This window comes from Catellatospora sp. NPDC049609, from assembly GCF_040675365.1.
In the GTDB taxonomy this organism is placed as follows: Bacteria; Actinomycetota; Actinomycetes; order Mycobacteriales; family Micromonosporaceae; genus Catellatospora.
Genome location: NZ_JBFAOU010000074.1, coordinates 25,727 through 37,020, shown reverse-complemented (window position 1 = coordinate 37,020; position 11,294 = coordinate 25,727). Strand labels below are relative to the sequence as shown.

Annotated in this window: 11 protein-coding genes; 3 read left to right on the top strand and 8 right to left on the bottom strand. The window is 72.3% G+C overall.

Going from position 1 to position 11,294, the window contains the following annotated elements; genetic code table 11:
* Positions 1 to 176 precede the first annotated feature (176 nt).
* Positions 177 to 374, bottom strand: a complete 198-nt coding sequence (locus AB0J67_RS21325) for an exodeoxyribonuclease VII small subunit (protein ID WP_363485143.1) — start codon at positions 372 to 374, stop codon at positions 177 to 179.
* 2 nt (positions 375 to 376) lie between these two features.
* Entirely contained in the window at positions 377 to 1,594 is a 1,218-nt protein-coding gene (gene xseA / locus AB0J67_RS21320; protein WP_363485142.1) for an exodeoxyribonuclease VII large subunit, read from the bottom strand.
* 34 nt (positions 1,595 to 1,628) lie between these two features.
* Here xseA and AB0J67_RS21315 point away from each other — a divergent pair, with 34 nt between their 5' ends.
* Both AB0J67_RS21315 and AB0J67_RS21310 read left to right on the top strand, forming a co-directional pair.
* The gene (locus AB0J67_RS21315) at positions 1,629 to 2,594 is read left to right on the top strand and encodes a 4-hydroxy-3-methylbut-2-enyl diphosphate reductase (protein ID WP_363485141.1); all 966 of its coding nucleotides are present in this window, start codon (positions 1,629 to 1,631) and stop codon (positions 2,592 to 2,594) included.
* Between the two features lie 602 nt (positions 2,595 to 3,196).
* Positions 3,197 to 3,379: a hypothetical protein gene (locus AB0J67_RS21310; RefSeq protein WP_363485140.1), complete on the top strand. Its 183-nt coding sequence runs from the start codon at positions 3,197 to 3,199 to the stop codon at positions 3,377 to 3,379.
* A gap of 99 nt (positions 3,380 to 3,478) precedes the next feature.
* Here AB0J67_RS21310 and AB0J67_RS21305 read toward each other — a convergent pair whose 3' ends face one another.
* The 5 genes from AB0J67_RS21305 to AB0J67_RS21285 form a co-directional block, all read right to left on the bottom strand.
* Positions 3,479 to 4,630, bottom strand: coding sequence for a DNA recombination protein RmuC (locus AB0J67_RS21305; RefSeq protein ID WP_363485144.1), 1,152 nt, complete (start codon positions 4,628 to 4,630; stop codon positions 3,479 to 3,481).
* Positions 4,631 to 4,676: 46 nt separating this feature from the next.
* Positions 4,677 to 6,122 carry a peptidase S10 gene (locus AB0J67_RS21300; protein ID WP_363485139.1) on the bottom strand — a complete coding sequence of 482 codons (1,446 nt, stop codon included), beginning with the start codon at positions 6,120 to 6,122 and terminating at the stop codon, positions 4,677 to 4,679.
* 26 nt (positions 6,123 to 6,148) lie between these two features.
* Entirely contained in the window at positions 6,149 to 6,718 is a 570-nt protein-coding gene (locus tag AB0J67_RS21295; protein ID WP_363485138.1) for a winged helix-turn-helix domain-containing protein, read from the bottom strand.
* Positions 6,719 to 6,940: 222 nt separating this feature from the next.
* Positions 6,941 to 7,393, bottom strand: coding sequence for a methylated-DNA--[protein]-cysteine S-methyltransferase (locus tag AB0J67_RS21290; protein WP_363485137.1), 453 nt, complete (start codon positions 7,391 to 7,393; stop codon positions 6,941 to 6,943).
* A complete protein-coding gene (locus AB0J67_RS21285; RefSeq protein ID WP_363485136.1) occupies positions 7,390 to 8,865 on the bottom strand; it encodes an AlkA N-terminal domain-containing protein in 1,476 nt (491 codons plus the stop codon). The genes AB0J67_RS21290 and AB0J67_RS21285 overlap by 4 nt, the downstream gene beginning before the upstream one ends.
* 214 nt (positions 8,866 to 9,079) lie before the next feature.
* On the opposite strand from AB0J67_RS21285, the gene ychF reads away from it, so the two are divergent.
* Positions 9,080 to 10,165, top strand: coding sequence for a redox-regulated ATPase YchF (gene ychF / locus AB0J67_RS21280; RefSeq protein WP_363485135.1), 1,086 nt, complete (start codon positions 9,080 to 9,082; stop codon positions 10,163 to 10,165).
* Between the two features lie 88 nt (positions 10,166 to 10,253).
* Here ychF and AB0J67_RS21275 read toward each other — a convergent pair whose 3' ends face one another.
* Positions 10,254 to 11,231, bottom strand: coding sequence for a CPBP family intramembrane glutamic endopeptidase (locus AB0J67_RS21275; RefSeq protein WP_363485134.1), 978 nt, complete (start codon positions 11,229 to 11,231; stop codon positions 10,254 to 10,256).
* Positions 11,232 to 11,294 lie beyond the last annotated feature (63 nt).

Genomic DNA, 11,294 nt, shown 5'->3' with positions numbered 1-11,294 from the left:
GGCAAGAAGAACGAGGCGGCTACCGTGGGCCGCCTCGTTTTTGTCAGATGGTGTGGGCGAGCCGCACCCGGGCCGACAGCGACAGCTGGTGCAGGATATGCCCGTTTCGGGCGTGTCGTACCCACAGTTCGCGCAAGATCGACGCAGCGCCGCCGCGGGGCGGAGCGGGCGCGAGGTCAGGGGGTGGCGGCGTCGAGTTTGGCTTTGGCGCCGTCGAGCCAGTGCTGGCAGATCTGGGCCAGTTTCTCGCCCCGTTCCCAGAGGGCCAGGGACTCTTCGAGGGTGCCGCCGCCGGATTCGAGTTTCTGGACCACCTCGGCGAGCTCGGCGCGGGCCTGTTCGTAGGACAGGTCCTCGGGCTTGTCCTTGGGCATGGTCACTCCTTGGTCTCGGTGACGGTGGCGGTCAGTTCGCCCTCGGCCAGCCTGATGCGCAGGGGGTCGCCGGGGGAGACGTCGGCGGCGGCGCGGGCGACGTGGCCGTCGGGGCGCTGCACGATGGCGTAGCCCCGGGCCAGGGTGGCGGCGGGGGACAGGGCCCGCAGCCGGGCCAGGGTGTGGGTGAGGTCGCCCTCGGCGCGGTGCAGGCGGTGGGTCAGCGCGCGGGCGGCGCGGTCACGCAGGGCGGTGACCTCGGTCGCCCTGGTCTCGATCATCTGGTACGGCTTCGCCAGCGCGGGCCTGCTGCGCAGGCTGTCGAGCCGCTGCTGCTCGCGCTCGACGCGGTGGCGCACGGCCCGCGTCAGCCGCCCCCGCGCCTGGTCGATCAGGCGGATCTCGTCGGTCAGGTCGGGGACCACGCGCTTGGCCGCGTCCGTCGGCGTCGACGCGCGTACGTCGGCCACCCAGTCGAGCAGCGGGGTGTCCGGCTCGTGCCCGATCGCGGAGATCACCGGCGTACGGCAGGCGAACACCGCCCGGCACAGCGCCTCGTCGCTGAAGGGCAGCAGGTCCTCCACGGAGCCGCCGCCGCGGGCGATGATGATCACGTCGACGCTCTCGTCGGCGTCCAGCGACTGCAGCGCGCCGATCACCGACGGGACCGCGGTCGGCCCCTGCACGGTCACGTTCAGCACCCGGAAGTCGACCGACGGCCAGCGGCGCTGCGCGTTGGTGAGCACGTCGCGCTCGGCGGCGCTGGCCCGCGCGGTGATCAGGCCGATGCGCCGGGGCAGGAACGGCGGCCGGCGCTTGCGCCGCGGGTCGAACAGGCCCTCGGCCTGCAGCAGCTTCTTCAGCTGCTCCAGCCGGGCGAGCAGCTCGCCGAGGCCGACCTGGCGGATGTCGTCGGCGCGCAGGCTCAGCGTGCCGCGCTGGGCGAACCACTCCGGCTTGGCGTGCACCACGACCCGGGCGCCCTCGTTGAGCTCCGGCGCGTTGCGGTCGAGCACCTCACGCGGGGCGGTGACGGTCAGGCTCAGGTCGGCCGACGGGTCACGCAGGGTGAGGAAGACCGTCTGGGACCCGGGACGCCGGGAGAGCTGGGCCACCTGCCCGTCGACCCATATCCACCCGAGTCGCCCGATCCAGGCACTGATCTTCTGGCTGACCACTCTCACGGGCCACGGCTGCTCCGCCGAGCTCTGCTCCGTCACAGGGCTCACCATAGGCCGACGGTACGATGGTCGGGTGGTTGAGACTCCTCGCAAGCGTGTTCTGCTGGCCAAGCCCCGTGGTTACTGTGCCGGCGTTGACCGCGCCGTGCAGACCGTCGAGGAGGCGCTGAAGCTCTACGGCGCCCCGATCTACGTGCGCAAGGAGATCGTGCACAACAAGCACGTCGTGAGCACGCTGCAGGCCAAGGGCGCCATCTTCGTCGAGGAGAACGAGGAGGTCCCCGAGGGCTCCACGGTGATCTTCTCGGCGCACGGCGTCGCTCCCGTGGTGCACGACCAGGCCCGCGAGCGCAACCTCAAGGCCATCGACGCCACCTGCCCGCTGGTGACCAAGGTGCACCAGGAGGCGCGCCGGTTCGCCGCTGACGACTACGACATCCTGCTCATCGGCCACGAGGGCCACGAGGAGGTCATCGGCACCTCCGGCGAGGCTCCCGAGCACATCCAGCTCGTCGACGGCCCCGAGGGCGTGGCGAACGTCACCGTCCGCGACCCGAACAAGGTCGTCTGGCTGTCGCAGACCACGCTCAGCGTCGACGAGACCATGGAGACCGTGGCCCGGCTCAAGGAGAAGCTGCCGCTGCTGCAGTCGCCGCCCAGCGACGACATCTGCTACGCCACGCAGAACCGCCAGCAGGTGATGAAGCAGATCGCCCCCGAGTGCGACGTGATCCTGGTGGTCGGCTCGCGCAACTCGTCGAACTCGGTTCGCATGGTCGAGGTCGCCGTGAACGCCGGTGCCCGCCAGGGCCACCTGATCGACTTCGCCCACGAGATCGACCCGGCCTGGCTGGACGGCGCGACCACGGTCGGCCTGTCCTCCGGCGCGAGCGTCCCCGAGGAGCTGGTCGCCCAGGTGCTGACCCGCCTCGCCGAGCTGGGCTTCGCCGACGTCGAGGAGGTCGTCACGGTGCAGGAGCGCCTGACCTTCTCCCTGCCCCAGGAGCTCAAGCGCGACATGAAGGCGGCCGCGGCCTGACCCGTACGAAAGGAAGGGCACCTTCTTAACGCTATGCGTTGTAGAAGGTGCCCTTCTTAACGTCTGGCCGCCTGCCCGGCGTCAGCAGCGGGTGGGCTCGTCCTCCCATTTGCGGCCGATCGACCGGCTGAACGCCTGGCCGCCGGGCGGGACGGTCTTCGGGATCGCCGCGTCGGTGGCCACGATGTACCACGACACCTTTGCAGTCCGGTACGGCCGTCCGCAGCGTCATGGTCAGCGTCGGCTGCGCCTCGGTCAGGTAGCCGATCTGGGACGCGTACAGCCGGGACGAGCCGTCCGGCTGGTAGACGTAGCTGGCCCAGAGCACCCGCCTGCGCTGCTCCGGGCACCACTTGACCGGCTTCTCCTCAGGCCGCTCACCCGGAAGGTGAACGTGCCGTCCCGCGGGGTGTTCGCCGAGACGCTGCCGTACGGGGTACAGGCCGGCCGGGGCGCGGCCGGGCTGGCCCGAGGGCCGGGGTGCGGGCTTCGCCGAGGGGCGCATGGTGACCTTCGCGGTGGGTGCCGCCGCCGGGCTGGGCGCGGTCGACGGCATCGTCGCGAGGTGCGCCGCCGGTGCGGGTACCGGGTAACCCGCCGTGGTGGGGGAGTTCGCCGCTGCCGCGCCGGGCGCCCGGCCGTCGCCGACCAGCCGCATGAGCCCCGCCGAGCAGCACGGCGACGGCCGCCGCGACGGCGGACCAGACGAGCAGGTCGCGGTACAGGTGGCGGGGGTGCGGTCGCTCTTCGGCTCTCCACACCGGGCGGCAACCCTCGGAGCCTAGGCGCCCGTGCTTCCGGCCAGATCACTTATCCGTCCGAACCCGCCCGCGTTAAGAAGGGCACCTTCTACAACGCATAGCGTTAAGAAGGTGCCCTTCCTTTCAGGAGAGGAGTTCGGGTGCCTGGGGCTGGCGGGGGGCCAGGTCGATGGGCTTCTGCTCGGGGAGGTCGTCGCCGGTGACGCCGAGCTCGGTCATGCGGCGGGCGGTGACCAGGACGCGCTGTTCGAGCGAGCCGATGGCGGCGTTGTACGCCGTCACCGAGCCGGTCAGCGACGAGCCGAGCTTGGTCAGGTGGCCGCTGACCGTGCCGAGCCGGGCGTAGAGCTGCTTGGCCAGCTCGTGGATCTGCAGGGCGTTGCGCGACAGCGCCTCCTGGCGCCAGGTGTAGGCGACCGTGCGCAGCAGCGCCACCAGCGTCGACGGCGTGGCCAGCACCACGTTGCGGGCGAACGCGTGCTCCAGCAGCGCCGGGTCGCGCTGCAGGGCGGCGTCCAGGAACGGGTCGGCGGGCACGAACAGCACCACGAACTCCGGCGTCGCCTCGAACGCCTGCCAGTACGCGCGCCCGGCCAGGATGTCCACGTGTGACTTCAGGGCGCGGGCGTGCGCGTCGAGGTACGTGTCGCGCTGGCGCTCGTCGCGCGACTCCAGCGCGGTCAGGTACGCGTCCAGCGGCACCTTCGCGTCGACGACCACGCTGCGCCCGCCGTGCAGCCGTACCACCAGGTCGGGGCGGACCACGGCGATGTCGGCGCTGACGTCGCGCAGCGCGGTGACCTGCTCGTCGAAGTCGCAGTGGCGCAGCATCCCGGCGGCCTCGACGATGCGGCGCAGCTGGTGCTCGCCCCAGCGGCCGCGCACGTGCGAGGTGCGCAGCGCCGCCACCAGCTGGCTGGTCTCCATCCGCAGCGACGCCGACACCTCGGCCGAGGCGCGCACCTGCTCGCGCAGCTGGGCGTACGCGTCGACGCGGTCGTGCTCCATCTCGTTGACCCGCTGCTCGTAGCGGCGCAGCGTGTCGTGCAGCGGGGCCACGGCGCGGGCCACGGCCTCCTGCGACTGCGCGGTCGCCTCGAACGACAGCGCACGCATCGCCTGCTCCAGCCGCGCCTCCCCGACCTGGGTGGCGTCGAGGGTCGCCTGCAGCCGGGCCGTCTCGGCCGCGGTGCTCGCGCGGGCGGCGAGCCAGCCCAGCCCACCGCCCGCGAGAAGGCACACGACCACGATCGCGAGAGTCTCCACGGGTCCAATGTGCCACCCGGGATCATCACCGCGGCGCCGACACGGCCCCGCGATGTCAAGCCGTGACGAAGTCCGCCAGGTGCTGCGACTGCGCCAGGCGGCTGGGCTCGTGCACGTACATCATGTGCCCGGCCTCGTAGTACCTGAACTCGACGTTGCCGCGCAGCTCGGCGGGGATCTCCAGGTGCGCGAAGGTGTGCTCGGAGGCGTAGTACGGCGTCGCGCCGTCGTGGTAGCCGCAGGCCACCTGCACCCGCAGGTGCGGGTTGGCACGCATCGCGGCGGCCAGCTTGTCGGCCACGTTGATGTGCTGGCCCTCGAACTCCTTGAAAGACCACGGATGCACGTCGCTGGTGATCGCCCGGTACGGCAGGTCGTTGTGGTAGCCGAGCTCGCCGCGCAGGTAGTGGTTGATCGCCGCGGTGTACGGCCCCATGATCGCGTCGAAGGACGGGTCGCTGGACCAGTGCTCGCGGCCGTAGTCGGCGTCCCAGCCGGTGAACCGGCCGTCGAGCCGGCCGACCGTGCGCCGCTGCGAGCGCAGCAGCTCGGTGAAGAACCGCACGTGCTCCGGCCGCAGGTTGACCCGGTCCACGTAGTCGGGGTCGAGCCCGGTCAGCCGGGCCAGGGTGCCGATCGCCGCGGTGCGCTCGGCCTCGGTCAACCGCGCGCCGCGCTCCAGTGCCCACGGGTAGGTGCGCTGGGCGAACTCCTCCGCCTCGGCCAGCACCTCCGACAGCGGGCGGTCGCCATGCAGGCCGTGGTAGTGCGCGATGGCCGCGTACGTCGGCAGGAACAGCGGGTACGCCAGGTCCAGGTGGGGGTGGAACTCCAGGGTGCCGATGTTGAGCACGCTGGAGACGAGCATCAGGCCGTTGAGCCACATACCGTGCCGCTCCTGCAGGTGCTGGGCCAGCGCGGCGGCGCGCAGCGTGCCGTACGACTCGCCGCACAGGAACTTCGGGGACGTCCAGCGGCCGTGGCGCGACGTCCACAGCCGGATCAGCTCGCCGACGCTCTCCACGTCACCGGTGAAGCCGTGGTAGTCCTTGCTCTTGCCGCCCTTGATCGCCCGGGAGTAGCCGGTCGACACCGGGTCGATGAAGACCAGGTCGGAGTGGCGCAGCAGCGTCTCGGGGTTGTCGGCCAGCCCGTACGGCGGGCCGGTGAGCGCGCCCGCGTCGCCCATCACCACCCGGCGCGGGCCGAGCAGACCCAGGTGCAGCCACACGCTGGACGAACCCGGCCCGCCGTTGAAGGCGAACGTCACCGGCCGGGTCCCCGGGTCCGCGTCGTCCAGGGTGTACGCGACCACGAACATCTCGGCCTTGGCCTTGTGCCCGTCGAACGCGTCGTCGGTGTGCGACTCGCCGCGCAGCACGATCCGGCCGGCGGTCACGGTGTAGCGCAGGCCGGCGACCTGGTGGTGGGTGACGCTGAGGTCGTCGGCCGGCTCGGGCTCCGGGGTGGGAGCACCGTTGTTCTTCTGCTCGTCTGCCATGGCGACAGACCCTACTGCGCAGGCGCCTAGGCTGCCGCTGCCCGGCGCAGGCCGATGCCGCTGCCGGGCTCCAGGCGGTAGCCGAAGCCGTGCACGGTCGACAGCGCCGCGCCGTGCCCGCCGAGTTTGGCCCGCACCCGGCGCACGTGCACGTCGACCGTGCGCTCGCCGCTGAACTCGTGCCCCCACACCGCCCGCATCAGCTGCAGCCGGGTGAAGGCCGCGCCGGTGTGGCGTACCAGGAAGAACAGCAGCTCGAACTCGCGACGGGTGAAGCGCACGGGGCTGCCGTCGACGTCGACGGTGCGGCTGACCGTGTCGATCACCACCGGGGTCGCCGTCACCGGCGGGGCCGGGGCGGGCTCCGGGGTGGCGATCTCGCCGTCCCAGACCGTGTCGCGCAGCGGCTCGGCGTCGGCCAGCGCGTGCACGAGCCGGGTCGCGGCGCTCGCCGCGTCCGGGCCGGTCAGCTTGAGGGTGAGGGTGACGGTGAGCGGCTCGTCCCCGGCCGGCGGGATGAGGCCGGCGGAGTGACCGATCGGGGCAGGGAGCGACGCGTCGGTGTACGCGGGCTCGGGCAGCAGGGTCGTCGTCATGTCGAAACTCCTGGTCGTTGCGGGATCGCGGGTGGGCTGACGCACGAACGACCGGCGACATCGGAAAGTTCGCGGCACGTGACCCTCCACGAGCGACTCAGCAAGTACCAGCACAGAGTAACTCGATAACTCCTATCGGTCTAGTAGGAAATTCGCCCTGTCCGGACCGTCACATGCGGCAAGCCCCGCCCCGGCACCCGGGGCGGGGCTTGCCGCACCAGCTCAGCGGCGGTGCGCCGCCTCGTGGGCCAGCAGCTGTCGCTTGACCTCCAGGCCCCAGCGGTAGCCGCCGAGCGAGCCGTCGGTCCGCAGCACGCGGTGGCACGGCACGATGAGCGCGACGCGGTTGCGGGCACAGCCCTGGGCCGCCGCGCGGACCGCCGCCGGGCGCCCGGTCAGCTCCGCCAGCCGGGTATACGTGATCGGCGCGTCGAGCGTGCGCAGCATGTCCCAGCACTGCGCCAGGTACGCCGGGCCGTGCTGCGCGACCGCGACGGCGTCCAGCGCCGCCAGGTCGCCGTCGAAGTAGGCGCGCACCGCGGCGACCGCCTTGTCCGGCACCTCGCCGGGCACCGCCCAGCCCTCGGGCAGCTCGGTGCCGAAGACGGCCGCGGTGACGTTGGTGCCGTCCCCGGTCATGGTGAACGGGCCGGCCGGAGTCTGAATCGTGATCATGCTGCTCTCCAGAGTCGGATCTGCGCGTACGAGCGCCACGGCCGCCAGCGTTCGGCGTGCCGGGCCAGTGCCGCGGGGTCGTCGGGCAGCCCCAGCGCCTTCGCGCCGCGGCGGGTGCCCAGGTCGGTGGTCAGCAGGACGTCGGGGTCGCCGAGGGCGCGCAGCGCGACGTAGTCGGCGGTCCACGGGCCCACCCCGGGCAGCGCCAGCAGCGCCTCCCGGGTCGCGGCCCGGTCGCTGCCCGCGTCCAGCCGCAGCCCGTCGCGCACCGCCTCGGCCAGCGCGCGCAGCGTGCGCCGCCGCGCCGCGGGCATCGCGAACGCCTCGTCCGGCAGCGCGAGCAGCTGCTCCGGGGTGGGGAAGCCCGGCAGTGGCCGCCCGGCGCCATCGCGCTGACCGGTCGGGTCGTCGCTGCGCGGGTGACAACTTCCGGGTTGTCGGGACAACCCGGAAGTCGACACCTCGGCCGCGGGTGGGCACAGCCGGGCCAGCACGGTACGCGCGCCCGCCACGCTGATCTGCTGCCCGACGACGGCGCGCACCGCCATCTCGAAGCCGTCCACGCTGCGCGGCAGGCGCACGCCCGGCTCGGCGGCGACCAGCGCGGCCAGCGCCGGGTCGGCGGACAGCACCGCGTCCACGGCGACCGGGTCGGCGTCGAGGTCGAGCAGGCGGCGGCACCGGGCCACCGCCGGGGTCAGGTCGCGCGCGTCGTGCAGCCGCAGCCGCGCCGCGATGTGCCCGTCCTCGGGCCACAGGGTGACCGTCGCCGGACCGTGCGGAAGGTGCAGCGCCCGCGTGTAGCGCCCGCCCGCGAAGGCGTCGACGCCCTCGATCGTCCGCGCGCCGAGGAACCCGAACAGGGCCTGCGCGTGCAGCGGCGCCCGGTAGCTCAGCCGGAGCGACACCGTCCCGTCGACCGGCGCCTCCTCCCGCCGCAGCGTCGACGGCGCGCACCCGTACACCTCGCGGAACGTGTCGTTGAACTGGCGGATGCTGCCGAAGCCCGCCGCGAACGCGATCTCCGACAGGCTCAGCCCCGTCTTGCCGATCAGGGTCTTGGCGGTCTGCGCCCGCTGCGTGCGCGCCAGCGCCAGCGGCCCCGCCCCCAGCTCCTCGGTGAGCAGCCGGTTCAGGTGCCGCTCGGTGTACCCGAGCCGCGAGGCCAGCTCCGGCACCCCGCCCCGGTCCACCACCCCGTCCCCGATCAGCCGCACCGCCCGCGCCGTCACGTCGGCCCGGCTGTCCCACTGCGCCGATCCTGGCACCGCGTCCGGCGCACACCGCCGGCACGCCCGGAACCCGCTGCGCGCCGCGGCGGCCGCACTCGCGAAGAACCGGCAGTTCTCCCGCTTCGGCGTCCGTGCCGGGCACGACGGCCGGCAGTAGATCCCCGTCGACGTCACCCCGGTCCAGAACACCCCGTCGAACCGCGAATCCCGACTGCTCACCGCCCGGTAGTACTTCTCCACGCCCCTAACCCTGCCCCGCCCCCACCCCGCCTGCTAGCGGAAATCGGACCTCACCGTCCCACTGGGGCCGATCTTGCGTGAACTGTGGGTACGACACGCGCCAACCGGACAAAAGGGCAACAGTTCGCGCAAGATCGTCGCGATCTTGAGTGGCTGGTCACCCGGGGAGGGCGCGGGCGGGGGATAGACGGCGCGGGCCGTAAGCTGTTCTGTCGTGAGCCTCAGCATCGGGATCGTCGGCCTGCCCAACGTCGGCAAGAGCACCCTGTTCAACGCGTTGACCCGCAACAACGTGCTCGCGGCGAACTACCCGTTCGCCACGATCGAGCCCAACGTGGGCGTCGTCGGCCTGCCCGACGCGCGGCTGGACAAGCTGGCCGAGATCTTCAGCTCGCAGCGCATCCTGCCCGCGCCGGTGAGCTTCACCGACATCGCCGGCCTGGTCAAGGGCGCCTCGAAGGGCCAGGGCAAGGGCAACGCGTTCCTCGCCAACATCCGCGACGTCGACGCCATCTGCCAGGTCGTGCGTGCCTTCAGCGACCCGAACGTGGTGCACGTCGACGGCAAGGTCTCGCCCAAGGACGACATCGAGACCATCAACACCGAGCTGATGCTCGCCGACCTGCAGACCGTCGAGAAGGCGCTGCCCCGGCTGGAGAAGGAGGCCAAGCTCCGCAAGGACCGGGCCGGCATCCTCGCCGCCGCGAAGGCCGCCCGCGACCTGCTCGACAGCGGCACCACCCTGTTCGCCGGCGCCGCCAAGGCCGGCATCGACCTCGCCGAGCTGCGCGAGCTGCACCTGATGACCGCGAAGCCGTTCCTGTACGTCTTCAACGTCGACGAGGCCGAGCTCGGCAACGAGGAGTTCCTCAACGAGCTGCGCGCGCTGGTCGCCCCCGCCGAGGCCGTGTTCATGGACGCGAAGATCGAGTCCGAGCTGATCGACCTGTCGCCCGAGGAGGCGGCGGAGATGCTGGAGGCCATCGGCCAGTCCGAGCCCGGCCTCAACCAGCTGATCCGGGTCGGCTTCGGCACCCTCGGCCTGCAGACCTACCTCACCGCCGGCCCGAAGGAGGCGCGCGCCTGGACCATCCCGGTCGGCGCGACCGCCCCCGAGGCCGCGGGCGTCATCCACAGCGACTTCCAGCGCGGCTTCATCAAGGCCGAGATCGTCGCGTACGACGACCTCGTCGCGGCCGGATCGATGGCGGCGGCGAAGGCGGCCGGCCGGGTCCGCATGGAGGGCAAGGACTACGTCATGGCCGACGGCGACGTGGTGGAGTTCCGTTTCAACGTCTGAGCGGCTTCTGCGGCGGAAAAACCGTGCGCTTCGAGCCCGCGGCCTTCGCACCCGGCAGGCGGTCCCCCGCGAGCCGGTGTCGCCGGGTTCAGGCGGCCGCCGGTGGCGGCGGAGGCGCGGCCGGCCGTTCGCGGTCGGCGCGGCGGACCACACCGGTGGCCGCGAGGATCCCGATCGGGACGAGCAGGACCAGCCACCCCTGCCAGCCGCTGAGCCCGGTCAGCCAGGCGTTGATCGACGGCTGGGCGGCCTGGTCGGCGACCACCACGTGGACGAACCCGAAGATCACGGTGTTGTTCACCGCGTGGCCCACCACGGCCGGCCAGATCGACCCGGACGCGAGCCGCAGCAGCCCCAGCAGCACGCCGAAGAGCGTGCAGAAGATCGTGAACGGGATGATGGACTGCCGCTCGGCCGCGCCCATCGAGAACCACGGCCCGATGTAGAACGGCAGGTGCCACGGGCCGCAGATGAACCCGGTCAGGATCAGCGCGGGCCAGGTGCCCATCCGGTCCCGGAAGCGGTTGAGCAGGTAGCCGCGCCAGCCCCACTCCTCGCAGAAGGCGAGCGGCAGGATCAGCGCGAACTGCACCAGGTTGGCGCCCAGCGCCGTCAGCACCACGTCCCAGGGGACACCGGTCTGCCCCAGCGTCTCGGGGGCGTAGGCGTGGCGCAGTGCGGAGAAGCCGGTCAGGTCGGCGGGGAAGACACCGGTGACGGCGTTGAGCGCCACGGTCAGCGCTGACGCCGCGAGGAAGATGCCGATGGTGAGCAGGCAGTACCGCACCAGCCGGCCGACCGGCCGGACCGGGACCAGCGCGGTCGCCTGGGGAATGCTCGCGGGCCGGCGCACCCATCGCACGGCGACGAACGTGGCGACCGCGACGCACAGCATCGCCGCGAAGTAGAGGATCCGGATGCCGGTGACCTGCTCGACGACCCACAGCAGCCAGGGCAGCGCGAAGACGACCGCGAGGAAGACGCCGACATCGCGGTAGGAGCCGGTGGGCGTGGTGCGGTCCGACGCGGTGGGGGATGGCGGCACGGTACGCAGCGGGGAGGACATCGCGACAGTGTCCCGCATCCGGTGCCGCCTGTCGCCGCCGTGCTGCCGGGGCCATGGTGACGC

Excerpts from the sequence above, each read along its gene's own strand:
- AB0J67_RS21275 (WP_363485134.1), bottom strand. The coding sequence starts at position 11,231 with ATGTCCTCCCCGCTGCGTACCGTGCCGCCATCCCCCACCGCGTCGGAC.
- AB0J67_RS21325 (WP_363485143.1), bottom strand. The coding sequence starts at position 374 with ATGCCCAAGGACAAGCCCGAGGACCTGTCCTACGAACAGGCCCGCGCC.
- AB0J67_RS21300 (WP_363485139.1), bottom strand. The coding sequence starts at position 6,122 with ATGGCAGACGAGCAGAAGAACAACGGTGCTCCCACCCCGGAGCCCGAG.
- AB0J67_RS21290 (WP_363485137.1), bottom strand. The coding sequence starts at position 7,393 with ATGATCACGATTCAGACTCCGGCCGGCCCGTTCACCATGACCGGGGAC.
- AB0J67_RS21295 (WP_363485138.1), bottom strand. The coding sequence starts at position 6,718 with ATGACGACGACCCTGCTGCCCGAGCCCGCGTACACCGACGCGTCGCTC.